Here is a 25081-nt window from a genome sequence, read left to right on the forward strand (position 1 = left end):
GCTCCGTGGAGAACGTTTCTAGTCTAACACCTGACTTACAGGCTCGGCAGCGGATCGCGTCTCGCCGCCCACGCTGGCTCAACGCGACGTGTCGGCACCGCTCAGAGCCGCGCCGCCAACCGCGTGCCCTGATCGATCGCGCGCTTGGCATCGAGTTCGGCGGCAACGTCCGCTCCGCCAATGCGATGGACGGTGATACCGGCAGCCTCCAGGGCTTCGACGAGTTCGAGCTGTGACTGTTGACCAGCGCACACGACGATGGTGTCGACCGCCAGCTGGCGCCGCTCGCCATCGACACTGACATGCAATCCCTGGTCATCGATCCGCCGGTAGACGCATCCCGCCAGCATTTTCACGTTTCTCGCCCGCAGCGCGGCGCGATGCACCCATCCGGTCGTCACGCCAAGCCCGGCGCCGGGTTTCTCCCGCTTGCGTTGCAGCAGCGTGATCCGGCGCGGCACCGCCGGCGGCACGCGCGGCTTCAATCCTCCCGGGTTGCTGACCTCGAGATCGACGCCCCACTCATCGCACCAGCGTTCGGTATCCAGCGTCGGCTGCCCGGTGTGAGAGAGCAGCTCGGCCACGTCGAAGCCGATCCCTCCGGCGCCAATGATCGCCACCCGCCGCCCGACCCGCTCAGGGTGCAGGATCGCCATCGGATAGCTGAGCACGCTGGGGTGGTCGATGCCTTCGAGTTCGATCCGACGCGGCTTGACACCGGTCGCCAGAACGACCTCGTCGAAACCGCGAAGCTGCTGCACATCGGCCGCGCACTCCAGATGCAGTTCTACGCCCCGACGCACCAGCTGGGTCGAAAAATAGCGCAACGTCTCGGCGAACTCCTCCTTGCCGGGAATACGGCGCGCGAGCCGGAACTGGCCACCGATCTCGGGCTCGCGTTCGAATAGCGTGACCCGGTGCCCCCGCTCGGCGCAGGCGAGCGCCGCCGCCAGCCCCGCCGGACCGGCGCCGACCACCGCCACCCGCTTGGGCGTCGCGACCGGCACCAGCACCAGTTCCGTCTCATGGCAGGCGCGGGGATTGACCAGACACGAGGTGAGCTTGCCCTGGAAGGTATGGTCGAGACAGGCCTGGTTGCAGGCGATACAGGTGTTGATCTCCTCGATCCGGCCCTGCTCGGCCTTGGCGACCCACGCCGGATCGGCGAGGAACGGGCGCGCCAGCGACACCAGATCGGCATGCCCGTCCGCCAGCACGCGCTCGGCGACCTCCGGCATGTTGATCCGGTTGGTGGCAATGGTGGGAATCGAGACCGCTGCCCGTACCGCCTGCGACACGCCGACGAAGGCCGCCCGCGGCACGCTGGTGACGATGGTCGGCACCCGCGCCTCGTGCCAGCCGATCCCCGTATCGATCGCATCGGCTCCGGCTGCCTCGACATCGCGAGCCAGCGCCACGATCTCCTCCCGCGTACTGCCCTCTTCCACCAGATCGATCATTGACAGGCGGAAGATCAGCAGAAAATCCTCGCCGCACGCGGCACGAATGCGGCGCAATATCTCGCGCGCAAAGCGCCGGCGACGTGCGCCATCGCCACCCCAGGCGTCGTCGCGATGATTGGTGCGGCGGCACAGGAACTGGTTGATCAGATAGCCTTCGGAGCCCATCACCTCGACGCCGTCGTAGCCGGCACGCCGGGCGAGCGTGGCGCAGCGCACGAAATCCTCGATCTGGCGGTCGATCTCGCCTTCGCCCAATGCACGCGGCGTGTAGCGGTTGATCGGCGCAGCGATCGCCGACGGCGCCACCAGATCCGACGAGTAGGCGTAGCGTCCGGCGTGCAGAATCTGCAGGCAGATACGGCCGCCTTCGGCGTGTACCGCCTCGATCACCGGCCGGTGTCGCTCGGCTTCTGCTGCATCGGTCAGCTTGGCGGCACCAGGAAAGACCGCACCCTCGGCGTTCGGCGCGATGCCACCGGTCACGATCAGCGCCACGCCATGCCGGGCGCGCTCGGCATAGAAAGCCGCCAGGCGGGCGAAACCGTCCGGCGCCTCCTCGAGATTGGTATGCATCGACCCCATCACCACGCGATTGCGCAGCGTCAGAGAGCCGACCCGCAAAGGACGAAAGAGATGGGGGAAGCCGGTCACGATCAGTTCCATTTATCGTCGTGCTGCCAACGCACGGTTCGGTGGCGCGCCAGCATTCAAACGCGCGTATGAATGCCAGTGTAACGCAATCCCGGCGCGGGACTATTCCACCAAAGCGGCATCGAACATGGCTAACGGATACGAAGACGACGATGCATACGGCGCGGCATCGGCGTGTATGGAATCGGCAAAGGGAAAAGCGTCACGAGAGGCAGGCAGTGGACGTCAATGGCGGACCGGACGGGACTCGAACCCGCGACCTCCGGCGTGACAGGCCGGCATTCTAACCGACTGAACTACCGGTCCGTCGTGGTGGGTGGTACAGGACTCGAACCTGTGACCCCCAGCATGTGAGGCTGGTGCTCTAACCAGCTGAGCTAACCACCCAGACGTCAAACGATGCTTGGCAAAACCAGGCTTGATACAACAATGCTCGGCGCGAAGCGTGGCGGACCGGACGGGACTCGAACCCGCGACCTCCGGCGTGACAGGCCGGCATTCTAACCAGCTGAACTACCGGTCCACTCGATGCATCGGGTCTGAGTCGAGACACACACCATCGATACGGCTACGCGACTAGCGGTGATACTCTTGCGAATATCGGTGGAAATGGCGGACCGGACGGGACTCGAACCCGCGACCTCCGGCGTGACAGGCCGGCATTCTAACCAGCTGAACTACCGGTCCGCATGTTCCATTACGTGAACCCGGACACCGCGCGAGGCGATGGTGGGTGGTACAGGGTTCGAACCTGTGACCCCCAGCTTGTAAGGCTGGTGCTCTCCCAGCTGAGCTAACCACCCGTGGTCACGTGGCGCTGCATTCTACCTGTGGGCGGTTGAAAGTCAACCGCTTTTAGCACTGCGTTTCTCCATCCGGATCATCGACTTGCGCACAGGCGCCGCGCGATCAGCGCTGCCGCCTGATCGATCAGCGTTGCCTGCGTCTGCGGCTGGCGTTTCGGCGGCTGCCAGTCATGATCTCCGCCCTCCAGAAAGTGGCATTCGACGTGTGCCGGCAGTGTGTAGTTTTCGACCTCCTCGCGGCGGCCGAACGGGTCCCGCGTGCCCTGCAGGAGCATCAGCGGACAGTCGATCGCCGGCCAGTGGTCGAGCCGCAGCCGTTCCGGCTTGCCCGGCGGATGGAAGGGGTAGCCGCACAACACCAACCCGGCCGCCCCCGACCGGGAGGCCATCAGGCTCGCCACGCGTCCGCCCATCGACTTGCCGCCCAGCTACAGCGGCGTGACGGCATCCAGTGCCGTCAGAGCCCGTTGCCATGCGGCGAGTTCGGTCACCAGCGTATCGACTTCGGCGGCGGGCGACGCCGGCCTTCCCGGCGGATTCTCGCCATGTAGCCGAACTCCACCGCGACGACCTGAATCCCCGCGGCCAGCCGTTGCCGCAGCCGAGTCAGAAACACGGAGTCATGTCCGGCGCCGGCGCCGTGACACAGCAGCAATCGGCCATGCTCGTCCCGGCCGCGCACCTGGAAACCGCCCAGCGTCGTTTCATGCAACCGATCGTCGGCTTGGTCCAGCGCCTGCCGCAAGCGCTCGATATCCGCCGTGTCCAGCCCGGTCGCCTGGCACTCCGTCGACATTCCCATGTACCCTCGTTTTTGCGTAGGATAAAAAACCTGTTCGATCGGTCAGCTTTGCGAACGATCCCATTCCAACGACAACACCCAGGACATCGAATGGCTTTAGACATCCTCGTGATCGGCGCTGGCATGGGCGGCTTGACCGCTGCCTTGGCGCTGCAACAGTCCGGCCACCGGGTACGCGTGGTCGACCGCGTCGCCGAGTTGCGCCCGGTGGGCGCGGCGATCTCGGTGTGGTCCAACGGCGTCAAGGTGCTCAAGGCGCTCGGCATCGGCGATGCGGTCGAAGACGTCAGCGGCCGCATGAACCATATGCGCTATATGAGCCGTGACGGCGAGCTGCTCACCGACTTCAGCCTTCAGCCCCTCTACGACCAGGTCGGCCAGCGCGCCTGCCCCATCGCCCGTGCCGCACTACAGCAACTGCTGCTCGAGGCGGTGGGCGAGGACAACGTCACCCTCGGCCTCGCCTGCAGCGACTATCACGCCGGCGACAGCGGCGTGACCGCCCGCTTCGCCGATGGCAGCCAGCGCCGGGCGGATCTGATCGTGATCGCCGACGGCACCCATTCGAAGCTGCGCGAGCGCGCGTTAGGCCGTCAGGTCGACCGTCGCTATTGCGGTTACGTCAACTGGAACGTGCGCGTGCCGGCCAGCGCCGATCTCGCTCCGCTCGATCACTGGGTGCAGTATGTCGGCGATCATCAGCGCGTCTCGATGATGCCGATGAGCGGCGATGCCGAGGCGCCGGAATTCTACTGTTTCTTCGACGTTCCCCTGCCCGCCGGCACGCCCAACGACCCCGCTGGCTATCGCGACGAACTCGCACGGCATTTCGCCGGCTGGGCGGCACCGGTGCAGCGGTTGATCGAACGCTTCGACCCCGCCGCCATGGCCCGGGTGGAGATCCACGACATCGAACCGCTCGAAACGCTGATCGGTCCACGCGCCGCCATTCTCGGCGACGCCGCCCACGGCATGGCGCCGGATCTCGGTCAGGGCGGCTGTCAGGCGATGGAGGATGCCTGGGTGCTGGCACGAACCCTCGACAATGCCGCCGGAGACATTCCCAGGGCACTGACGGCCTATGACGCTGCCCGTAGCGAACGAGTCGGCGAGATCGTCGCCCGCGCACGCAAACGCGCCGAGACCACCCACGGCGCCGATCCCGCCGCGACCCAGGCATGGTATGCCGAACTCGCCGACGAGGATGGCAGCCATATCATGGCGGGGATGAGCAAGACGATTCTGGGCGGCCCGCTGGGTTAGGTATTGACCAGCAAGGCCCAACGCAAAGGCCCGCCGGAAACCACATTTGGCGGGCCTTCTGGACTCCGAACTCGCTCAGGCTTCGCGGGCGAGCAGATCGAAGGCCTCGATCCGCGTCTCCTGCATCTGCTGCTGCTTCGCTTCCAATCCCTCGAAATCGAACAGGTTGCGATCGGCGAGCTGTGACGGCGCCACGTTGGTGACCGCCTTGAACATGGTTTCCAGCCGTCCCGGATGCTTGACCTCCCATTCCGCCAGCATCTCCTTGACCACCTGGCGCTGCAGGTTGGGCTGCGAGCCGCACAGATTGCAGGGAATGATCGGGAAGGCCATCTGGCGCGCGTACTCGGCGATATCCGCTTCGCGGCAGTAGGCCAGTGGACGGATGACGATGTTCTTGCCGTCGTCGGAAAGCAGCTTGGGCGGCATCGCCTTGAGCGTGCCGCCGAAGAACATGTTGAGGAACAGCGTCTCGAGAATGTCCTCGCGATGGTGGCCAAGCGCCACCTTGGTCGCCCCGATCTCCTCGGCGAAGCCGTATAGCGAACCGCGCCGCAGCCGCGAGCAGAGCGCGCAGGTGGTCTTGCCTTCCGGTGTCTTTTCCTTGACCACCGAATAGGTATTGCGCTCGAGGATATGAAACGGCACGCCCCTGGCGCTCAGGTACTCGGGCAGCACATGCTCGGGAAAGCCCGGCTGCTTCTGGTCGAGGTTGACCGCCACCAGTTCGAAATCGACCGGCGCGTTGCGCTGCAGATTGAGCAGGATCTCCAGCATGGTATAGGAGTCCTTGCCGCCGGACAGACACACCATCACCTTGTCGCCGTCGTGGATCATGCCGTAGTCGATGATCGCATTGCCGACCTGGCGCCGCAGACGTTTCTGCAGCTTGTTGAACTCGCGTTTTTCCCTGGCCGCGCTGGCGGACGATAGCGCCTCGCCGTCGGCGTCGGTGGCAGTCGCGGCCTGCCGGCTCTCGATGGGATCGCTGGCTCGTTGCATGGTTCGCTCTTTCGCGCCCGGCGGGCCGACGCCTCGTGGATCGGCATCGCCTCGCGCCCTCTTGCGCGGGTCTCATTCGTGGGGCGCCTATGCTAACACCGCCTGGGACCGGGGCGAAGTGCCCACCGCGGCGACCGCAGCGAGAAGTGATCGAGTTAGCCGAATTGATTATCGCCATAATTATCGACAATACCCAGAATGGCTCTCCCCCTTAAGATCGCGAGAGCGACGACGCCATGCTCGAGCCACGCCAGTATCGCCATGGGTTGCCCTGCCCCGGTCCCGATCCGTGGATCGAACCAGCCAGTTTCAGCGTGCCCGAGGGTGCCTGCGACTGCCACGCCCATGTCATCGACGACGGCAGCCGCTTTCCCCTCTCCGCCGAGCGCAGCTACACCCCGCCCCCGGCCTCGGAGCGCGACTACCTGGCGATGTTGGATGCCACCGGCATGACCTACGGCGTCCTGGTCCAGGTCAGCGTCCACGGTCTCGACAATCGCTTCATGCTGGAAGTACTCGCACGCCATCCCGAGCGCCTGAGAGGCGTCGCCGTGATCGACGACAGCTTTTCACCGTCCACCTTGGCCGCCATGCACGAGCTCGGCGTTCGCGGTACCCGGGTCAACGTGCTGTTCGGCGGCGGCGTCGCACTGGACCAGTTGGAGACGCTGGCGACGCTGATCGCGCCCTACGGCTGGCACCTGCAGCTGCTAGTGGGTGCCGAGCAGTTACCATCGCTGCTGCCGCGCCTGGTGCGTTTGCAGACACCACTGGTGATCGACCACATGGGCCATCCTGCCGCCGCGGCCGGGGTGGAGAGCGAGGGCTTCCGTGCCCTCTGTCGATTGATCGGCGACCATGGCCACTGGGTCAAGCTTTCGGCGCCCTACCGCCTGGAGCCCGAACACGACGACTACGCCGCCTCGCGGACCATGGCACGGCGGCTGGCGGCTATCGCGCCGGAGCGGGTGCTCTACGGCAGCGACTGGCCGCATGTCGCCATTCCCTATCAACGGCCGAACACCGGCCACATGCGCAACCTCGTCGGCGAATGGTTCGACGACGCCCAGATCCAACGCCTGCTGGTGAGCAACCCGGCCACGCTCTACGGCTTCGGCAGCGACGCCGGCTAGCCCATTCCCCACGACATGGAGCGATCATGACTTCCCGATACCGGCTTCACCCGCTGTTCTCCGGCATTCCCGTGGCCGGCAGTCAACGCGGGCCATTGGGCTGGAGCAGCGCCTTTCTGATCGAGGTGACGACGGCAACACGCCAGCGCCACGTGCTGTTCGACACCGCCGGCTACAACGAGCGCCAGGAGTTGCTGAAGCGCCTGTCGGCCCTGCGGCTCTCGCCTGCGGACATCGATGCGGTGGTGATCAGCCACCTCCATTTCGATCATGCCGTCAACTGGCCGCTGTTTCCCGATGCCGAGATCTACCTGCCGCGCAAGGAGCTCGAACCGCCCGAGCCGTTCGACGACTTCGCCGTGCCCGAACTGCACCGCGGAGCCCTGGCCAGGCATCCGCGGCTGCACCTGATCGAGGACGACGACCGCATCGAAGGCATGCAGGTCATCGAGGCCCCCGGCCATACCCAGGGATTGATCGCGCTGGCGTTCGACGACGTCATTCTCGCCAGCGATGCGATCAAGAACCGCCACGAGCTGCACCCCGACGCCGAGCTGAGCAATACCTGGAACCGCCAGGTCGCCCGCGATTCCATACGCCGGCTCTGCGCCCGGGCGGCCACGCTCCATCCCGGACACGATGCGCCGCTGCACCGGATCGAGGGTCGCTGGCAGGTGCTGGATGAACTCACTGCGACCATTCGTCTTTCCGAATCCCTCACCGACACCGCCGGCGAACGCCAGTGGCGGATGACAATACCGCCGGGCCCCTGCGGCGCTATCGACCCATAAGGAGAAACCGTCATGGCACAGGAATCGAAGTCATGGACGATCGGCGGCATGCTGCGCCAGCTCGGCCCGGGAATGCTGGTCACCGGTGCCTTCATCGGCACCGGCACCATCACCACCAGCATCGTCGCGGGAACCAACAACGGCTACACCCTGCTGTGGGCCTCGGTCACCCTGGCGATCATCATGGTCATGGTGTTGCAGGAGATGGTGGCGCGCCTGTCCCTGGCGACGGGCCTGTCGCTGGGCCAACTGATACGCGACAAGATCGGTCTATGGGCCAGCATCATTGCCGTGCTGGCGATCACGGGAGGCAACACCATCTACTCGGTGGGCAACCTGGCGGGGGTCAATCTCTCCCTGGACGGCCTGATACCGGGCGTTTCCGGCACCCTGTGGATGGCGATCGTGACCCTGCTCTACTGGATCCTGCTGATGCTGGGGCGCTATGCGTTGCTGGAGAAGACCATCATGCTGCTGGTCGGCGTGATGAGCCTGACCTTTCTGTTCAACATGTTCTACGTCACGCCGGACTATCCGGCGGTGTTCAAGGGCCTGATCACGCCGCGCTTTGCGCTTTCCGACACCATGCTGGTGCTGGGGCTGATCGGCACCACGGTAGTGCCCTACAACCTGTATCTGCACTCATCGGGGGTCATCGAGCGGCAGTGGCACCGCAATCCCCAACACTATTTCCGGCTGATGCGTTTCGACACCTTCGTACCGATCTTCCTCGGCGGCATCGTGACCATGTCGGTGGGCGTGGTCGCTGCCGCCGTACTGCATCCGCTGCATGAGTCCCAGGGTCTGGAAATCACCAGCGCGCGGGAGATGGCGATGTCGCTGGAACCGTTCCTGGGGCCCGCCGCCTATACCTTCTTCCGCATCGGCCTGTTCGCGGCAGCGGTTTCCTGCATGCCGATGGCGGCGCTTTCCGCGGCCTACGTCTTCACCCAGAGCTTCAAGCTCTCCACCGATCTCAAGAGCACGCCTTTCCGCCTGGTCTTTTCGTTCGTGGCCTGGGTGCCGCTGCTGCTCGCACTCAGTATCGAACGCCCGGTCTGGACCATCATCCTGGCCCAGACGGTCAACGGCATGCTGCTGCCGATATCGGCGGTGCTGATTCTCTATCTGATCAACAAGAAAGGCATGGTCGGCGAGCAGTACCGCAACGGATGGATTACCAACACGCTGGGCGGCATCGCCGTGCTATTCGCCATCTATATGGGCATCACCAACATTCTGTCGTCGCTTGGCCTGGTCTAAGGCCTGTTGCCGTTTCAGCGCGAGCCGCGTTGCCGCGTGAAACGACAACGGATCCCAGGACACCGTACCGCGCTACGCCAGGTGCACGATGTTGGCGTAGCGCAACAGGATGCCCACGAACAGAATCACGATGCCGGCCCGCTGCAGCTTGAACTCTCCCGGCGACAGGGCCATGCGCCGCAGCCAGAACAGCATGAGACCGCGCAGGTCACGGGTGCGCCAGATGTAATGCAGATAGCTCGCGCAAACCACCATCAGGCCACCGAGCAGCGCTGTCTTCTCCATCCACTCCATCATCCTTCCTCCCAGAGAATCGAACCCACTCGCGTCACGTGTCGTCAGACTTCCCGTTCGAGGCGCAGATGAATCAACGCCGCGGTCACGGCATCGCCGATGGCGGTGTGTCGGCCCAGCATCGGCAGATCCAACGCCGCCGCCACCGCTTCGAAGCGCAGGTCCGGTTCGACCGACGGTCGAGCCCGGCGATACCATCGGGCATAGCGACGGCGCACGTCGACCCGCCGATTGGGCAGCGCGAAGCCGAAGCGTGGCCGCAGTTGGCGGTCGATGACGGCCAGGTCGTAGTCGATGCACCAGCCGAGCAGCGGCCGATTGCCGATGAAGCCGAGCAGGCGCGCCAGGGCATCGCCCACCGTTTCACCGCCGAGCAGGTCGACGCCGCGCAAGCCGTGAATGCATATCGAATCGGCCGACAAACTCTCCGGACGCTGCAGGCGCAGATCCAGTGCCTGGCTGGTCTGGATCCGGTCGCCGACCACCTTCACCGCCGCCAGCGACACCAACTCGGCCCGGCGCCGGTCGAGTCCCGTGGTCTCGCAATCCAGCGCCACCCACTCGTCTCCCTCGTAGGGCTCGAACAGGTGCCGATAGCGAAGATCGCAGACCTGTCGTCCACGCCGACGACGCCAGCGCTCCATCAGCGTCACGGCTTTACCCGATGCATTGGCGTCGGCGGCATTCATCGTTCAATACTCGAGGTGGTAGCGATGGGTCAGGCGCTGCTTGAACGCCCGCACCGTGTGCAGCGCTTCGCGTAGCAGGTCGCGCTCGAAACCGCTCAGACGCTGGACCACCACGCGATCGTCACCGACGCGGCCCCCGGCCCGTAACCGCTCCAGCTGCTGGCGCAATCGAAGCTCGACGAACAGCGCCAGCGCTTCCGCCAGGTCGTCGGCGAAGGCGCGATCCAGCCGCCCGTCGTCGACCAGCGCGTCGAGTCTGTCGAGGGTCGAGGTCGCCGCGATGCGCCGTTCCAGTGCCAGCGTGCGCACGCCGTGCACGATCGGAAACAGCCCCGCCTTCTTGACATCGACACCATGCTCGCGACGCTTGAGCGAGCCGAACAGCGTCAGCGGCGAGCCGAAGCGCAGTGCCGCGCGGGCGAAATGCGACAGCAGCAGTTCGTCGCGCGAGCAGCGCCGGAAGAGCGACTCGCGCAGCCCCTCCAGCAAGGTTGCCTGCCCCCCCACCGCGCGGGCATCGAGCAGGATCGCCAGCTGCATCAGCGAATGAGGGTCGCGGCTCGAGGCCCAGCGCGCGATCTTGCCCCGCCACACCGACTCGCTGGCCACCCAGGCCGGGTTGGAGACCATGATCTTCCCCGGACAGGGCGGATAGCCGAGCCGCTGGAGCCGCTCGCTGAAGTCCTGCATCACGGCCATCAACGGCTCCTGCCGGGTGGCGTCCGACCATGCGTTGCCATCGGTCAGAATCAAGCCGTTGTCCTGATCGGTCTTGAGGATCTGCTCGCCGCGTCCCTCGCTGCCCATGACCATCAGGCAGCTCTGGGCGCGCAACGATTCCGGCACGCCGAACTCGAAGGTCCTGTGAACGATCCTGGCGTTGAGCGCCGCCAGCAGCGCCATCACGAAGCGCAGTTTGACGCCCTGGGCCATCAGCCCCTCGACCAGCGCCGTCAACCCGCCCGCGGCGGCGACGAGATCGTCGAAGTCACGCGCCTGTTCGATCTGCAGGCCGACGACGTGGGCACGACTGGAGAAGTGGCTGAGCACGTCCGGCAGTTCGACCACGCCGGCCACCTCGCGGCCGTCGAAGACCACGACCCTGGCGATGCGATGCCGGGTCATCGCCACCAGCGCGGCGAACAGATAGTCGTCGATGTCCACCTGGATCAGCGGGCGATGCCCCAGCTCGCCGATGGCGGACCGGGGAGTCGATCCGCCGTTCACCAGTGCGTCCAGCAGATCGCTCTTGGTGACCATGCCGAGGCGATTTCCCGCTCCCGTCAGCAGGCTGTCGACTCGGCGCTCGCGCAGCAGCGCCGTCGCCGTGGCGATGGAGGTCGCGCGGGACACGATCAGCGGCTCGCGCAGGCATTCCCGCACCTTCGCCAGCATGAAGCCGGCCAGGGTGGAACCGAATGCGCCACGGCGCGCCAGCAGGCGCTGGGTCTTGTCCGCCAGGCGCTGGCGGAAATAATCGGCGAATGCCGGGCACTCGTCGCACAAGGCGCGGAACAGCGCCGCCGGCAGCAGATGGCACAGCGCCTCCTGCTCGACCTGGAAGCGATAGCGGCTGTAACCGTTGAGCACGCTGATGCCACCGAACAGATCGCCAGGGGTGTAGTGGCCGATCCACGCCTCATCCCCCGTCTGCAGCGGATCCACCTCGGCGATCTCGCCTTTGAGGATCAGATAGACGCATTCGGGGCTGGCGCCAGCCTCCAGCAGCACCTGACCGGTGGCGTAGTAGCCGAGGTCCAAACCTTCCAGCACCCGCCGACGCTGACCCGAATCCAGCAGCGTGAAGGGGATACGGTTCAGGTCGGGTTCTAGCATGATCGCGATCTCGACGTTTCCGCCCCGGCGTACCGGGGCGGCACTCTCTTCAAGTGGCTAACGGCTTTCTTCAGTGACTGAAGGCTTTGTCAGTGGCTGAAGGCTCCGTCAGTGATCGACGGCCCCGCCGGCACCCCGCGGGACGCGGATGTCCTCGACGATATGCTGGATCGATTCCGGCGGCGGCGCGGTGAGCCTGGACACCACCAGCGCCACCACGAAGTTGAAGATCATCCCCAGCGTGCCGATGCCTTCCGGCGAGACGCCGAACCACCAGTGTTCGGGCGTGCTCATCTCCGGCGCGATGAACTTGAAGTAGACGATGTAGCTGAAGGTGAAGATCAGCCCCACCAGCATGCCGGCGATCGCCCCTTCCTTGTTCATCCGCTTGTAGAAGATCCCCATCAGGATGACCGGGAAGAAGCTCGACGCCGCCAATCCGAAGGCGAAGGCCACCACCTGGGCCACGAAGCCCGGTGGATTGATGCCGAAGTAGCCGGCAATGACGATCGCCACGGCGGCCGAGATGCGCGCCGCCAGCAATTCGCCACGCTCGGAGATGTCCGGCTTCAACTGCTTCTTGAGCAGGTCGTGGGAGATCGCCGAAGAGATCACCAGCAACAGCCCCGCTGCGGTGGAGAGCGCCGCCGCCACGCCACCGGCCGCGACCAGCGCCACCACCCAGGCCGGCAAGTTACCGATCTCGGGGTTGGCGAGCACGATGATGTCGCGGTCGATATAGACCTCGCCCGGATTGTCGGTCGGGGGGTTGCTCAGCAGCCGCTCGCCGTGGGGGCCACGCTCGCCGGTGTAGGCCGGAGTCCCGGCGAACGGATCGCCAGCGGACATCTGCACCTCACCGTCGCCATTCTTGTCGGTCCAGGCGATCAGCCCCGAGTTCTCCCAGTTATGGAACCACTCCGGCAGCGCTTCGTAGGCGGTGTCGTTGACGGTCTCGATCAGGTTGACGCGAGCGAAGGCACCGACCGCCGGCGCACTGGTGTAGAGAATGGCGATGAAGAACAGCGCCCAGCCGGCGCTGACACGGGCGTCGCGCACCCGCGGCACGGTGAAGAAGCGCACGATGACATGCGGCAGCCCGGCCGTCCCGCACATCAGCGCGGCGGTGATGAAGAAGACGTCGATGGTCGACTTGGTGCCGGAGGTGTATTCGCTAAAGCCCAGATCGGTCACCAACTGGTCCAGCCGCTCGAGCAGATAGACCCCCGAATCGTTGCCGGCGGCATCCAGCAGTGTGGCGCCGAAGCCGGTCTGCGGCAGGACATGGCCGGTCATCATGATCGACAGGAAGATGGCCGGCACGGTGAAGGCGAAGATCAGCACGCAGTATTGCGCCACCTGGGTGTAGGTGATGCCCTTCATGCCGCCGAGCACGGCGTAGAAGAACACGATCACCATGCCGATCACCACGCCGACGTCCACGTCCACCTCGAGGAAGCGGGCGAAGACGATACCGGTACCGCGCATCTGGCCGGCGACGTAGGTGAACGAAACGAAGATCACGCAGATCACCGCCACCGTGCGCGCCACGTTGGAGTAATAGCGATCGCCGATGAAGTCGGGCACCGTGAACTTGCCGAACTTGCGCAGGTAGGGCGCCAGCAGCATCGCCAGCAGCACGTAGCCGCCGGTCCAGCCCATCAGGTAGACCGAGGCATCGTAACCGGAATAGGCGATGATCCCGGCCATCGAGATGAACGATGCCGCCGACATCCAGTCGGCCGCCGTGGCGGCACCGTTGGCGACCGGAGAAACACCGCCCCCGGCGACGTAGAACTCCTTGGTCGAGCCCACTCGCGACCAGATCGCGATACCGATGTAGAGCACGAACGAGGCACCGACGAACAGGTAAGTCAGTAGTTGAACATCCATCACTCGGATCCTTTATCGTTTTTTGATTTGGGTTCGGGTGTATGCGCGTTACTGCTCTTCCACGTCGTGCCCACGGTCCAAGCGATTCATCGACCATGCATAGACCACGATCAACGCCAGAAAGACGTAGATCGAACCCTGCTGGGCGAACCAGAAGCCGAGCTTGAATCCGAAGAAGTGAATGGCATTGAGCGGCTCCACCAGGAGCACACCGAAGCCATAGGAGGCGATGAACCAGATCACCAGCAAGGTGGCGATCAGGCGCATGTTGGCCTTCCAGTAGTCCTGTCTGTTTTTCCCCGTCATGGAAATTCCCCCTCGCCCTCGTCGGCAAATGCGTTAGCGTTCGAGAAATCAAAGATTTGTTATGCATGGACTCATGGCGAGCCTATGTCAGAGGGGAACGATGCTGTCAGGCGGACTTTAGTCGAGTGCTTGAACGAAGCCCCGGCTCCACTGCAAACGCTAATGAAAAACAAAGTCTTAGAAAAACCTTCCGGACGCTAAACCTTGGTCTATCAACCCAAAGCATGAGCTTGTCGCGGCGTTTGTCGTGCCTGCCATCCCCCCCTCCGGGCCGTCGGCGAGTCTTGGTTGGCGCACGGAACGCGCCATTACCGGATCTTTCGGCCTTCGGCAGCGGCGGCGGATGGTGTCTGTGAACGCCTGTGCTGGCAAACTATGAGCGTCAGGCGTCGGTGACGCCGGGAATCAGCGGGGGAAGCATGTTCGAAGGCGGGTTGTTGATCGTCGTGGCGCTACTCTACGTCGCCACGCTGTTCGCCATTGCCTGGCGTGGCGATCGCCACGCCAGGCGCCATGGCCCGGCCAGTCGTCGGCCGATCGTCTACAGTCTGGCCCTGGCGGTCTACTGTACCTCATGGACGTTCTACGGCAGCGTCGGTCAGGCGGCGACCTCGGGCTGGTCCTTCGTCAGCATCTTCGTCGGCCCGGTGCTCACCTTCCTGCTGTTCTGGCCGGTGATCACCAAGATGATCCGGGTCGCCAAACGCCAGAACGTGACCTCGATCGCCGACTTCATCGCTTCGCGCTACGGCAAGTCGCAGTCGCTGGCGGCCTTCGCCAGCCTGATCGCGCTGATCGGCACGCTGCCTTATATCGCGCTGCAGCTGAAGGCGGTCTCCAGCGCCTTCCAGGTGATGACCAGCGACGGCAACACGATCAAGGCACCGATCGTCGACGATACCGCCTTCTACATCGCCATCGTGATGGCGGTGTTCGCGATCCTGTTCGGCACCCGCGACACCAACGCCACCGAGCACCACGAGGGCCTGATCCAGGCGATCGCCTTCGAATCGGTGGTCAAGCTGGTGGTCTTTCTGGTGCTCGGCGCCTATGTCACCTGGGGCATGTTCGACGGCTTGCAGACACTGTTCGTCCGTGCCGACGACTATCTGCAACTGCAACGGCAACTGACCGAACAGAACTTCGACACCAGCTTCTGGACCCAGACGCTGCTGGCGATGCTGGCGGTCTTCTGCCTGCCACGACAGTTCCATATCACGGTGGTGGAGAATACTCATACCGACGACGCCAGGCGCGCCCGCTGGCTGTTTCCGCTCTATCTGATAGCCATCGGGTTTTTCGTCCTGCCGCTGGCCGCCGCCGGGCTCTCGCTGTTCCCCGGCGACGATCTTTCTCCCGACAGCTATGTGCTGGCATTGCCGATCGTCGCCGACCAGCCGTGGCTGGCGATGCTCACCTTCGTCGGCGGCCTATCGGCGGCCACCGGCATGGTGATCATGGCCGCGGTGTCGAACTCGATCATGATCTCCAACGAGATAGTGTTGCCGGCGTTGTTCCGGTTGCGCTGGTTCGAAGCGCAACCCCGCGATTACGGCCGCCTGGTACTGCGTGCCCGGCGCATCACCATCGTCGTCATCCTGATCCTGGCCTATCTGTTCTATCAGCTGGTGGCCGAATACAGCTCGCTGGCCGCCACAGGCATGCTGTCGCTGTCCGCCGCCGCCCAGTTCGCGCCGGCGCTGCTCGGCGGCCTGTACTGGAAACGCGGTAACCGTCTCGGCGTGGTCACCGGCCTCAACGTCGGTTTCGCGATCTGGGCCTACACCCTGCTGCTGCCGGCACTGATCCGCGCCGGACTGTTGCCGGAAGCGTGGCTGGCGGGCGGCCCGCTGGGCATCGAGTGGCTGTCGCCGCTGCAGCTCTTCGGCCTCAACGTCACCGACAGCTTCGCCCACGGCGTGATGCTGTCGCTGGCCTTCAATCTGTTCTTCTACATCTTCATTTCGCAACTGACACCACAGCGGGTGGTCGAGCGCATCCAGGCCTCGCTGTTCGTCGACAGCATCGAAACCCGCCAGACCACGGTCAACCGCCCCTGGACCGGCGCCACCACCGTCGGCGACCTGAAGGTGCTGTGCGAACGCTTCCTGGGCAAGTCGCAGGTCGAACGCGCCTTCGACGACTACGCCCGACGCAACGCCAAGCCGCTGGAGAACAACGCCCGCGCCTCGATCGACGTGATCCAGTTCACCGAGCGGCTACTCGCTTCGGTACTCGGGGCTTCGTCGGCACGCATCGTGGTCAACTCGGCGCTGCAGGGCCGCGGCATCGGTATTTCAGACGTCATCTCGATCGTCGACGAAGCCTCGCAGGTCCTGGAGTTCAACCGCGCCCTGCTGCAGGCCACCATCGAGAACATCAACCAGGGCATCGGCGTGGTCGACCAGAACCTCAACCTGGTGGTGTGGAACCAGCGCTATCTGGAGATCTTCCGCTTCCCCGACAATCTGATTCGCGTCGGCACGCCGATGGAAAAAGTGTTCCGCTACAACGCCCACAACGGCGAGTACGGTCCCGGCGATCCCGAAGAACACGTCGAGCAACTGATCGACAACATCCGCAGCGGCCAACCCCACCGCTACGAGCGATACCGTCCCGACGGCACCGTCCTGGAGGTACTCGGCAACCCGATGCCCGGCGGCGGCTTTGTCTACACCTACCAGGACATCACCCAGCAGAAGCGCACCGAAGAGGCGCTGATCCGCTCCGAGAGCAATATCCGCATCTATACCGACAACGTGCCGGCACTGATCGCCTATTTCGACAAGGATTGCCGCTATCTCTTCACCAACCGCGCCTATGAATCGGTGATGGGGATTGACCGCAACGCGGTGATCGGCGAGCGGGTCGAAAATGTCATGCCGCCACAGGCGGCGCGTCAGCGCGGCCCCTGGATGCGCCGCGCGCTGGACGGGGAACGTGTCACTTTCGAAATCTCGCTGGACGACGGCGACGGCGGCATCCGCTACATGCTGGTGACCTATACGCCACACTTCGGCGAGGGCGGACGCATTCTCGGTTTCTTCGCGCTCTACCAGGACATCACCGAGCGCCGCCTGGCCGAGATCGCCCTGCGCGAAACCAACGAGAATCTCGAGGAGCGCGTGCGCGAGCGCACCCAGGCGCTATCCAAGGCCAATGCCGCACTGCGCCAGGAAAACCGCGTGCGTGCCGAGGCCGAACAGGCGCTGCGCCAGGCCAAGCAGACCGCCGAGGACGCCAACGCCTCCAAGACCCGCTTCCTCGCTGCCGCCAGTCACGACCTGCTGCAGCCGCTCAACGCCGCGCGCCTGTTCACCTCGGCGCTGGGCCAGCAGGTGGCGGATAGCGACCACAAGCGCACCATCGGGCATATCGACAACTCGCTGCAGGCCGCCGAGGAGCTGCTCGGCACCCTGCTCGACATTTCCAAGCTCGATGCCGGCGCCCTCACCCCTCGCCGCAGCCAGTTTCCGCTGGCCGATATCCTGCGTCCGCTGCGCGCCGAATTCGAGGTCATGGCCGATGATCGCGGCCTCGATCTCGACATGGTCGCGACCAGCCTGTGGGTCGACAGCGACGCCCAGATGCTGCGCCGGATCATCCAGAATTTCCTCTCCAACGCTCTGCGCTACACCCAGCAAGGCCGCGTATTGCTGGGCTGCCGGCGCCAGGGTGAACGGGTAGTGATCGAGGTATGGGACACCGGTCCCGGCATTCCGGAATCCAAGCTGAGCGAGATCTTCCAGGAGTTCCGGCGTCTCGATCAGGCCTCGCGCCACAAGGAGAGCGAGCGCGGACTTGGGCTGGGGCTGTCGATCGCCGAGCGCATGAGCCGGGTGCTCGATCACCCGATCCGGGTCCGCTCCAAGGTCGATGTCGGTACCGTGTTCTCGGTCTCCGTACCGCTGGTGGCCGACCGTCGTGGCGCGGCCAAACCGGAAGAGGTGGCACCGCGGCGCAGCGGCAACAAGCTCATCGGCACGCGGATCCTGTGCATCGACAACGAACGCCTGATTCTGGAAGGGATGAAGGCGATGCTGGAAGGGTGGGAGTGCGAGGTGTTCACCGCCACTTCGATCGGCGGCGCCAAGTCGGCGATCCGCAACATGGGCGGCGACCCCGACGCCATCCTGGCCGATTACCATCTCGACAACGAAGTCACCGGCATGATGGCCCTCGAGGCATTGGAAGAGCTCTGCGAGCAGGCGGTACCGGGTATCGTCATTACCGCCGACCGCACCGAGGAAGTCGCCGAGGAGGTCAAACGCAGCGGCTATCACTTGCTGCTCAAGCCGGTGCGGCCGGCAGCGCTGCGTGCCCTGCTGACACGCACGCTGCAGGCGAGTCGCGCGGCGAGGATTTCGGGGGATTAGGAATAGAGCAGGAAGAGGGAAGAGGGGAGAGAAATTGTCTTATCCCTTCAAGGTGCGAAGCACCGTTCTTCCCTCTTCTAGCCGCGCAGCGGCGCTTACCTCTTCTAACTCCCGGGCGAAGCCCGGATTACTCGTCGAGGAACGAGCGCAGCGGCTCGGAACGCGAGGGATGACGCAGCTTGCGCAACGCCTTGGCTTCGATCTGGCGGATACGCTCGCGGGTGACGTCGAACTGCTTGCCGACCTCTTCCAGCGTGTGGTCGGTGTTCATGTCGATACCGAAGCGCATGCGCAGCACCTTGGCCTCGCGCGCGGTCAGGCCGCCGAGCACGTTGCGGGTCGCCTCGATCAGGCCTTCGCCGGTGGCGGAGTCGATCGGCAGCACCATGGTGCTGTCCTCGATGAAGTCGCCCAGATGCGAGTCCTCGTCGTCGCCGATCGGCGTCTCCATGGAGATCGGCTCCTTGGCGATCTTGAGCACCTTGCGCACCTTGTCTTCCGGCATCTCGAGGCGCTCGCCCAGTTCTTCCGGGGTCGGCTCGCGGCCCATCTCCTGCAGCATCTGGCGGGAGACACGGTTGAGCTTGTTGATCGTCTCGATCATGTGCACCGGGATGCGGATGGTGCGCGCCTGGTCGGCGATGGAACGCGTGATCGCCTGACGAATCCACCAGGTGGCGTAGGTCGAGAACTTGTAACCGCGACGGTATTCGAACTTGTCCACCGCCTTCATCAGACCGATATTGCCCTCCTGGATCAGATCCAGGAACTGCAGGCCACGGTTGGTGTACTTCTTGGCGATCGAGATCACCAGACGCAGGTTGGCCTCGACCATTTCCTTCTTGGCACGCCGTGCCTTGGCCTCGCCGATGGAGAGACGACGATTGACCTCCTTGAGCTGGCCGACGTCGAGCTGGACCATCTCCTCCTCGAAGCCGATCTTGCGCTGCGCACGCTGAACGTCGGCGCGGAACGGCTCGAGGCGCTCGGCGTACTTGTCGTGCTTGGCGATGAAGTCGTCGAACCAGGTAGCGGACGCCTCGTTGCCGAGGAAGGAACCGATGAAGGTCTTGCGCGGTACGCGGCCCTGCTTGACGAACACCTGCATGATCGCCTTTTCCTGCTCGCGCACCTGCTCGACGCTGACCCGAACCTGACCGACCAGACGTTCGAAATGCTTGGGCGCCAGCTTGATCGGCGAGAACAGCTCGGCCAGGCGCGCCTGCTCGGCATTGGCTTCGCTGGAACCGAAACCATGCTTGGCGATCGCCGCCTTGGCGCGCTCGTTCTGCTCGCGGATCTGCTCGAAGCGCACCCGTGCCTCTTCGGGATCGGGGCCGCCTTCACTGGAGTTGTCGTCGCTGTCTTCGTCTTCGTCTTCGTCGTCGCTGGCGTCGTCATCGCCGGCAATGTCGGACTCGAGTTCTTCGGGCAGTTCGACCTCGGCAACGCCGGGAATGCCTTCGTCGGGATCGATGAAACCGGAGAACAGGTCCGACAGCCGACCGGGCGCCTCTTCGTCCTGGGTCTGGTCGTAGACCTCGAGGATGGAATCGACCGCGCCGGGAAGATAGGCCAGTGACGACATCACTTCGCGCAGGCCTTCCTCGATACGCTTGGCGATTTCGATCTCGCCTTCGCGGGTCAGCAGCTCGACCGTGCCCATTTCGCGCATGTACATGCGCACCGGGTCGGTGGTTCGACCGACATCGCTCTCCACCGCCGCCAATGCTGCGACAGCCTCTTCCGCCGCGGACTCGTCGGTGGAATTGTCCGACATCATCAGGGTGTCTTCGTCGGGCGCTTCCTCGACGACGTTGATCCCCATGTCGTTGATCATGGAGATGATGTCTTCCACCTGATCGGGATCGGCGATATCTTCCGGGAGGTGATCGTTGACCTCGGCATAGGTCAGGAAGCCCTGCTCCTTGCCGCGTGCGATCAGCTCCTTCAAACGTGACTGCTGTGTATTTCCAGCCATAGAAACCCTACTCGACGAAGAAGAATGAAGCACCTGGGGTGACAGCGCGACGCCCCAAAAGCCCGCTAGTATAGCGCGTACCGCCATTTTGCTGCCAACTTCTATTTGCCTTGCCTGCCAGGTGTGCTAGTGTGTTTGGTTACCCTATTTGGTGGCGATTGCCGCCATTTCAACCTTTTCGACACTCCTGTCGCTGCCCTTCACGCTTCCCTGTCGCTTGCCTTTCCGGCATGTCCGCCCGATTCAAGGCTTTGTTCGCGTTCGTCCCGTTTCAGGAGCCCGCGGTCAGCTTGCCGATCAATTCTCGCAGCCGCTGCTTCTCCTCGGCGCTCAGCGCGCCCGGTTGGCGGCTTTTTGCCAATAATTGCCGGTACTCTTCGGCCGGTGTCAGCCGCTCGCTCTCGCGTTGTAGATGGCGCACCCAGCTCTCCAGCTCGCTGGCCCGCACTTCCCGCGGGATCGCCAGTTCACGTCGAGCCAGCTGGTCGAGGCGTTCGCCATCGGCACTGCCGTGGAAATGCGCCAATAGCACCTGCGGGCTGCGATAACGCCCGGCGCGCAGTAGTTGCACCACGTCGCGGCAAAGGCGACCGTCGGGCACCTCTGGCGGGCACCAGTCGAGCGTCTCCGGCAGGGTTTCCGCCAATCCCGGCTCGTGCAGCAACAGATGCAAGATTCGCGCCGGGAGACTCAACGCAAGCGTAGCAGTTCCCGCGCGAGATGCCGCAAATCCCCGCTGCGGCCGATTGATGTCTCTATCGGCAGCGGCAGCCATCGCTGAACCGGCCTCGGCGTCACTCTCTGCCGACACCATCAACGCCTCATAGCCGCCGTCATCGACGCTCGGCGCAGGCTTGGCATGCGTCGACAGCCAGTCGGCAAAGTGCGACTGTTCAATGCCGCTGCGCACCGAAAGTTCTTTCAGCAGCAGCGATTTGAGCACCCCCTCGGGGAGACGCTTGAGCGCATCCAGGACCGCGGTGACGAAGCGCTCGCGACCTTCGACCTGCTTGAGATCGCGCCCTTCCGCCGCCTGTTCGAACAGGAATTCGGACAGCGGGCTCGCGCAGGTGACGCGGTCTTCGAACGCCTCGCGCCCTTCCCGGCGCACCAGCGTATCCGGATCCTCGCCTTCCGGCAGGAACAGGAAGCGCACCTGACGTCCGTCGATCATCGCTGGCAGTGCTGTCTGCAACGAGCGACGCGCCGCCTGTCGACCGGCGTTGTCGCCATCGAAACAGAACACCACTTCATCGACCAGGCGAAACAGTCGCTGCAGATGATCCGAGGTCAGCGCCGTACCCAGGGTGGCGCAGGCGTTGCGAATGCCGAACTGGGCCAGCGCCACCACGTCCATATAGCCTTCGACCACCAACAGCCGCGACAACTGCCGGTTGGCCTGGCGCGCCTCGAACAGGCCGTAGAGCTCGCGCCCCTTGTGAAAGACCGGCGTTTCCGGCGAGTTGAGATACTTGGGCTTGGCATCGCCCAGCACACGCCCACCGAAAGCGATGGTGCGCCCCTTCCAGTCGCGAATCGGGAACATCACGCGGTCGCGGAAACGGTCGTAGGTCCGTCCGCTCTCCTCACGATGCACCAACAGGCCGTATTCGACCTGAACCGCCTCGCTGATACCTTGTTGGAGCAGGTAGCGCTTGAGCGCCTCCCACTCGTCCTCGGCGTAGCCGATGCCGAAGTCGCGAATCACCTCCGGCGTCAGGCCGCGACGCTCGAGGTACTCCCGCGCCTGACGTCCACCGCCCAGCGCCAGGCGTTCACGGAAGAAGCGCGAGGCCAATTCCAGCAGGTTGACGCCTTCCTCGCGTTTCTGCCGACGCTGATGCGCCCCGGGATCGTCGCCGCCTTCCCGCTCCACCTGCATGCCCGCGCGGGAGGCCAGTTGCTCCACCGCCTCGGGAAAGCGCAGGTTGTCGTACTCCATCAGGAAGCGCAGTGCATTGCCGTGAGCGCCGCAACCGAAACAGTGATAGAACTGCTTGTCGTGACTCACCGTGAACGACGGCGAATTTTCCTGGTGGAACGGACACAGGCCACTGTGGTTGCGCCCGCTCTTCTTGAGCTGGACCCGTTCGGAGACGACATCGACGATGTCGGTACGTGCCAGCAGGTCATCGATGAAACGCTGTGAAATCTGTCCGGCCATGTCGTCAAGACGCTCTCGAGAGTCCGATCGTCAGCGACACGGCGGCCACTGCGATCCTTGTCATGAGGATAGGACAGTTAGGGGCTGTTGACGTTTCAGCGCGGCCGTGCGTGAAACGTCAACAGCCCCTGGACGATGGCGAGAGACAAAAACAAACGGCCACCGAAGTGGCGGCCGTTTGACTATCCCTCTGGAGCGGCCAAGGCCACCCTCAGTACGGATCAATACAAGCGTTCGAAACGCTTACGCTCACGCTGCAGTTTCTTGGCGTGACGCTTCACCGCGGCCGCAGCTTTACGCTTGCGAACGGCAGTGGGCTTTTCGTAAGTTTCGCGACGACGCACTTCGGACAGAATTCCGGCTTTTTCGCAGGAACGCTTGAAGCGACGCAGCGCGACGTCGAACGGCTCGTTATCACGTACTTTAACAGCGGGCATGAAGCACTCACCTACCTTGGGAATCGAGTTCGGTTTGAACGCACGCCCAGACGATGACCCGAGGGAATTCGGACGGCGCTACGAAAGGCCAGAGCCGTTTCGCGTCGCAATCCCGGATCTTCGGAGCGCACGACCCAGTCCTACAGAGCAGCGTATTCTAGACTTCGCTCCCAACCAATGCAAACGACTTTTCGAGGGCGTAGAATGGCGCCCTTTTCCGCCTTCTCCGCCTTCACCATACCGACGGATTGACAGACCATGCGCGTGCTGGGCATCGAAACCTCCTGCGACGAAACCGGCGTCGCCCTATACGACACCGACCGCGGGCTGCTGGCCGATGCGCTCTACAGCCAGATAGCGTTGCATGCCGAGTTCGGCGGCGTGGTGCCGGAACTCGCCTCCCGCGATCATACCCGCAAATTGCTGCCGCTGATCGATCAGGTACTCGCCGACGCCAGCCTCGACAAGCGCCAGCTCGACGCCATCGCCTACACCGCCGGACCCGGTCTGGTCGGCGCGCTGATGGTCGGCGCCTGCACCGCCCATGGCATGGCGCGGGCACTCGACATCCCGGTGCTCGGCGTGCATCACATGGAAGGCCATCTGCTGGCGCCGATGCTCGAGACGGAAGCGCCGGCCTTCCCGTTCGTCGCGCTGCTGGTCTCCGGCGGCCATACCCAGTTGGTCGACGTGCGCGGCCTGGGCGACTACCGCTTGCTGGGCGAGTCGGTCGACGACGCCGCCGGCGAGGCCTTCGACAAGGTCGCCAAGATGCTCGGGCTGCCCTACCCCGGCGGCCCCCAGGTCGCCGCCCTGGCGGAAAAGGGCAATACGGAGCGCTTTCGTTTCCCCCGCCCGATGACCGCCCGCCCGGGGCTCGATTTCAGTTTCTCGGGCCTGAAGACGCACACGCTGACCGCACTACGCGCGCTCGAGGCCGACGGAGCGCTCGACGACCCAGCCCTGGAAGAACAGGCTCGTGCCGACATCGCCCGCGCCTTCGAGGACGCCGTCGTCGACACGCTGGTGATCAAGTGCCGTCGGGCGCTCAAGGCGAGCGGCCGGACGAGACTGGTCGTCGCCGGCGGAGTCAGCGCCAACCGACGGCTGCGCGAGACGCTGGACGCCGCGCTGGCCAGACAGGGCGCCCGAGCCTTTTATCCGCGCGGCCGTTTCTGCACCGACAACGGCGCGATGATCGCCTACGCCGGCGCCCAACGCCTGCTCGCCGGTCAGCGTAGCGAGACCATGCAGCCGCGCCCGCGCTGGCCACTGGCCGAGCTCACTCCTCCGGCCGCTTGAGCGCCCGCCTGTTGCGTAGCGCGTCCTCTTCGTCGAGCGGCGCGTGCGATCCATGACGTCGCTCGCGCCAAAGGCGGATGTTCCAGGCATGCCGCGCCAGTACCAGCAGCGAGAACACGCAGATCACGCCGGTCATCGCCGGCGTCAGCCAGTAGCTCAGCAGCGGCGCCACTAGCGCCGCCGACAACGACGCAACGGCAGCCGTACGTACCCGCCAGGCCAGCACGAACCAGCAAGCCGCACAGATCAGCGCCACCGGTGTCGCCAGCATCAACAACACACCGAAAGCGCTGGCCACCGCTTTTCCTCCGCGGCCGCGATGCCATAGCGGACAGCTATGCCCGAGCATCACGCTCAACCCCACCAGTCCCTGCGCCCACACCGACAGCGACGCCGCTCCCGCCAGCCACAGTACCGGCATGCCCTTGACCGTATCGATGACCAGCGTCACCAGCGCCGGACGCCAACCATGGGCACGCAGCACGTTGGAGAAGCCGGGGTTGCCCGAACCCGCCCAGCGCGGATCGCGTAGTCCCCAGACACGGCATACCCAGATCGCCCCGAGCAGCGAACCGCTGAGATAACCGGCGCCAACCAGCAGGCCGGTCGTGAGAGTCGGTGGCAACACG

Annotated in this window: 19 protein-coding genes and 5 tRNA genes; 6 read left to right on the top strand and 18 right to left on the bottom strand. The window is 64.5% G+C overall.

Annotated elements, in window-relative coordinates:
* Nucleotides 1–101: 101 nt before the first annotated feature.
* From DOM57_RS10230 to DOM57_RS22295, 8 genes are all read right to left on the bottom strand, one after another.
* Nucleotides 102–2126 (bottom strand): NADPH-dependent 2,4-dienoyl-CoA reductase, encoded by a 2025-nt coding sequence (locus DOM57_RS10230; protein ID WP_110649102.1) that lies wholly within the window; start codon nucleotides 2124–2126, stop codon nucleotides 102–104.
* Between the two features lie 217 nt (nucleotides 2127–2343).
* A tRNA-Asp gene (locus DOM57_RS10235) sits at nucleotides 2344–2420 on the bottom strand.
* A 4-nt stretch (nucleotides 2421–2424) separates the two neighbouring features.
* A tRNA-Val gene (locus tag DOM57_RS10240) sits at nucleotides 2425–2501 on the bottom strand.
* Nucleotides 2502–2560: 59 nt separating this feature from the next.
* Nucleotides 2561–2637, bottom strand: a tRNA-Asp gene (locus DOM57_RS10245).
* An 87-nt stretch (nucleotides 2638–2724) separates the two neighbouring features.
* Nucleotides 2725–2801 (bottom strand) — tRNA-Asp (locus DOM57_RS10250).
* A gap of 40 nt (nucleotides 2802–2841) precedes the next feature.
* Nucleotides 2842–2917: transfer RNA gene (locus DOM57_RS10255), tRNA-Val, on the bottom strand.
* A 77-nt stretch (nucleotides 2918–2994) separates the two neighbouring features.
* The gene (locus tag DOM57_RS22290; RefSeq protein WP_239496180.1) at nucleotides 2995–3309 is read right to left on the bottom strand and encodes an alpha/beta family hydrolase; all 315 of its coding nucleotides are present in this window, start codon (nucleotides 3307–3309) and stop codon (nucleotides 2995–2997) included.
* A gap of 98 nt (nucleotides 3310–3407) precedes the next feature.
* A complete protein-coding gene (locus DOM57_RS22295) occupies nucleotides 3408–3722 on the bottom strand; it encodes an alpha/beta family hydrolase (RefSeq protein WP_239496181.1) in 315 nt (104 codons plus the stop codon).
* 90 nt (nucleotides 3723–3812) lie between these two features.
* Here DOM57_RS22295 and hpxO point away from each other — a divergent pair, with 90 nt between their 5' ends.
* Nucleotides 3813–4985 (top strand): FAD-dependent urate hydroxylase HpxO, encoded by a 1173-nt coding sequence (gene hpxO, locus DOM57_RS10265; protein ID WP_110649103.1) that lies wholly within the window; start codon nucleotides 3813–3815, stop codon nucleotides 4983–4985.
* A gap of 75 nt (nucleotides 4986–5060) precedes the next feature.
* Here hpxO and ttcA read toward each other — a convergent pair whose 3' ends face one another.
* Complete coding sequence (ttcA, locus tag DOM57_RS10270) at nucleotides 5061–5987, bottom strand: tRNA 2-thiocytidine(32) synthetase TtcA (protein WP_110649104.1); 927 nt, start codon at nucleotides 5985–5987, stop codon at nucleotides 5061–5063.
* Between the two features lie 236 nt (nucleotides 5988–6223).
* On the opposite strand from ttcA, the gene DOM57_RS10275 reads away from it, so the two are divergent.
* Genes DOM57_RS10275 through DOM57_RS10285 form a run of 3 tightly spaced genes read left to right on the top strand, consistent with a single transcriptional unit; the run spans nucleotide 6224 to nucleotide 9174 of the window.
* A complete protein-coding gene (locus DOM57_RS10275; RefSeq protein ID WP_110649105.1) occupies nucleotides 6224–7120 on the top strand; it encodes an amidohydrolase family protein in 897 nt (298 codons plus the stop codon).
* Between the two features lie 26 nt (nucleotides 7121–7146).
* Nucleotides 7147–7911 carry an MBL fold metallo-hydrolase gene (locus DOM57_RS10280; RefSeq protein WP_162619507.1) on the top strand — a complete coding sequence of 255 codons (765 nt, stop codon included), beginning with the start codon at nucleotides 7147–7149 and terminating at the stop codon, nucleotides 7909–7911.
* 12 nt (nucleotides 7912–7923) lie between these two features.
* The gene (locus tag DOM57_RS10285; protein ID WP_110649106.1) at nucleotides 7924–9174 is read left to right on the top strand and encodes an Nramp family divalent metal transporter; all 1251 of its coding nucleotides are present in this window, start codon (nucleotides 7924–7926) and stop codon (nucleotides 9172–9174) included.
* A gap of 72 nt (nucleotides 9175–9246) precedes the next feature.
* Here DOM57_RS10285 and DOM57_RS10290 read toward each other — a convergent pair whose 3' ends face one another.
* The 5 genes from DOM57_RS10290 to DOM57_RS10310 all read right to left on the bottom strand — a co-directional run bounded on the left by DOM57_RS10290 (nucleotide 9247) and on the right by DOM57_RS10310 (nucleotide 14192).
* Nucleotides 9247–9471 (bottom strand): hypothetical protein, encoded by a 225-nt coding sequence (locus DOM57_RS10290; protein WP_204352921.1) that lies wholly within the window; start codon nucleotides 9469–9471, stop codon nucleotides 9247–9249.
* 41 nt (nucleotides 9472–9512) lie between these two features.
* The gene (locus DOM57_RS10295) at nucleotides 9513–10157 is read right to left on the bottom strand and encodes a 3'-5' exonuclease (protein ID WP_239496182.1); all 645 of its coding nucleotides are present in this window, start codon (nucleotides 10155–10157) and stop codon (nucleotides 9513–9515) included.
* Nucleotides 10158–10160: 3 nt separating this feature from the next.
* On the bottom strand, nucleotides 10161–11993 hold the full coding sequence (locus DOM57_RS10300; RefSeq protein ID WP_110649108.1) for a putative nucleotidyltransferase substrate binding domain-containing protein: 1833 nt from the start codon (nucleotides 11991–11993) through the stop codon (nucleotides 10161–10163).
* Between the two features lie 108 nt (nucleotides 11994–12101).
* On the bottom strand, nucleotides 12102–13886 hold the full coding sequence (locus tag DOM57_RS10305; RefSeq protein WP_110649109.1) for a sodium:solute symporter family protein: 1785 nt from the start codon (nucleotides 13884–13886) through the stop codon (nucleotides 12102–12104).
* A 48-nt stretch (nucleotides 13887–13934) separates the two neighbouring features.
* Nucleotides 13935–14192: a DUF4212 domain-containing protein gene (locus DOM57_RS10310; protein WP_110649110.1), complete on the bottom strand. Its 258-nt coding sequence runs from the start codon at nucleotides 14190–14192 to the stop codon at nucleotides 13935–13937.
* 419 nt (nucleotides 14193–14611) lie between these two features.
* Between DOM57_RS10310 and DOM57_RS10315 the strand changes: the two genes are divergently transcribed.
* Nucleotides 14612–18568, top strand: a complete 3957-nt coding sequence (locus DOM57_RS10315; protein ID WP_110649111.1) for a hybrid sensor histidine kinase/response regulator — start codon at nucleotides 14612–14614, stop codon at nucleotides 18566–18568.
* A 127-nt stretch (nucleotides 18569–18695) separates the two neighbouring features.
* On the opposite strand, the gene rpoD is transcribed toward DOM57_RS10315, so the two are convergent.
* The 3 genes from rpoD to rpsU all read right to left on the bottom strand — a co-directional run bounded on the left by rpoD (nucleotide 18696) and on the right by rpsU (nucleotide 23150).
* Nucleotides 18696–20549 (bottom strand): RNA polymerase sigma factor RpoD, encoded by a 1854-nt coding sequence (gene rpoD, locus DOM57_RS10320; protein ID WP_110649112.1) that lies wholly within the window; start codon nucleotides 20547–20549, stop codon nucleotides 18696–18698.
* Nucleotides 20550–20820: 271 nt separating this feature from the next.
* Nucleotides 20821–22713: a DNA primase gene (dnaG, locus tag DOM57_RS10325; RefSeq protein WP_110649113.1), complete on the bottom strand. Its 1893-nt coding sequence runs from the start codon at nucleotides 22711–22713 to the stop codon at nucleotides 20821–20823.
* Nucleotides 22714–22934: 221 nt separating this feature from the next.
* On the bottom strand, nucleotides 22935–23150 hold the full coding sequence (gene rpsU, locus DOM57_RS10330; RefSeq protein WP_110649114.1) for a 30S ribosomal protein S21: 216 nt from the start codon (nucleotides 23148–23150) through the stop codon (nucleotides 22935–22937).
* A gap of 258 nt (nucleotides 23151–23408) precedes the next feature.
* Between rpsU and tsaD the strand changes: the two genes are divergently transcribed.
* The gene (gene tsaD, locus DOM57_RS10335) at nucleotides 23409–24452 is read left to right on the top strand and encodes a tRNA (adenosine(37)-N6)-threonylcarbamoyltransferase complex transferase subunit TsaD (RefSeq protein WP_110649115.1); all 1044 of its coding nucleotides are present in this window, start codon (nucleotides 23409–23411) and stop codon (nucleotides 24450–24452) included.
* Here tsaD and DOM57_RS10340 read toward each other — a convergent pair.
* Entirely contained in the window at nucleotides 24433–25077 is a 645-nt protein-coding gene (locus DOM57_RS10340) for a glycerol-3-phosphate acyltransferase (RefSeq protein WP_204352927.1), read from the bottom strand. The genes tsaD and DOM57_RS10340 overlap by 20 nt on opposite strands.
* Between the last annotated feature and the right edge of the window lie 4 nt (nucleotides 25078–25081).

The sequence above is a fragment of the Salinicola peritrichatus genome (genome assembly GCF_003206715.1).
GTDB classification, from domain to species: Bacteria; Pseudomonadota; Gammaproteobacteria; order Pseudomonadales; family Halomonadaceae; genus Salinicola; species Salinicola peritrichatus.

Coding starts and splice junctions, on each gene's coding strand:
- tsaD (WP_110649115.1), top strand. CDS start 23,409: ATGCGCGTGCTGGGCATCGAAACCTCCTGCGACGAAACCGGCGTCGCC.
- rpsU (WP_110649114.1), bottom strand. CDS start 23,150: ATGCCCGCTGTTAAAGTACGTGATAACGAGCCGTTCGACGTCGCGCTG.
- DOM57_RS10300 (WP_110649108.1), bottom strand. CDS start 11,993: ATGCTAGAACCCGACCTGAACCGTATCCCCTTCACGCTGCTGGATTCG.
- DOM57_RS10290 (WP_204352921.1), bottom strand. CDS start 9,471: ATGATGGAGTGGATGGAGAAGACAGCGCTGCTCGGTGGCCTGATGGTG.
- DOM57_RS10305 (WP_110649109.1), bottom strand. CDS start 13,886: ATGGATGTTCAACTACTGACTTACCTGTTCGTCGGTGCCTCGTTCGTG.
- DOM57_RS10315 (WP_110649111.1), top strand. CDS start 14,612: ATGTTCGAAGGCGGGTTGTTGATCGTCGTGGCGCTACTCTACGTCGCC.
- ttcA (WP_110649104.1), bottom strand. CDS start 5,987: ATGCAACGAGCCAGCGATCCCATCGAGAGCCGGCAGGCCGCGACTGCC.
- DOM57_RS10310 (WP_110649110.1), bottom strand. CDS start 14,192: ATGACGGGGAAAAACAGACAGGACTACTGGAAGGCCAACATGCGCCTG.
- dnaG (WP_110649113.1), bottom strand. CDS start 22,713: ATGGCCGGACAGATTTCACAGCGTTTCATCGATGACCTGCTGGCACGT.
- rpoD (WP_110649112.1), bottom strand. CDS start 20,549: ATGGCTGGAAATACACAGCAGTCACGTTTGAAGGAGCTGATCGCACGC.
- DOM57_RS10285 (WP_110649106.1), top strand. CDS start 7,924: ATGGCACAGGAATCGAAGTCATGGACGATCGGCGGCATGCTGCGCCAG.
- DOM57_RS10280 (WP_162619507.1), top strand. CDS start 7,147: ATGACTTCCCGATACCGGCTTCACCCGCTGTTCTCCGGCATTCCCGTG.
- DOM57_RS10295 (WP_239496182.1), bottom strand. CDS start 10,157: ATGAATGCCGCCGACGCCAATGCATCGGGTAAAGCCGTGACGCTGATG.
- DOM57_RS10230 (WP_110649102.1), bottom strand. CDS start 2,126: ATGGAACTGATCGTGACCGGCTTCCCCCATCTCTTTCGTCCTTTGCGG.
- DOM57_RS22295 (WP_239496181.1), bottom strand. CDS start 3,722: ATGGGAATGTCGACGGAGTGCCAGGCGACCGGGCTGGACACGGCGGAT.
- DOM57_RS10275 (WP_110649105.1), top strand. CDS start 6,224: ATGCTCGAGCCACGCCAGTATCGCCATGGGTTGCCCTGCCCCGGTCCC.
- hpxO (WP_110649103.1), top strand. CDS start 3,813: ATGGCTTTAGACATCCTCGTGATCGGCGCTGGCATGGGCGGCTTGACC.
- DOM57_RS22290 (WP_239496180.1), bottom strand. CDS start 3,309: ATGGCCTCCCGGTCGGGGGCGGCCGGGTTGGTGTTGTGCGGCTACCCC.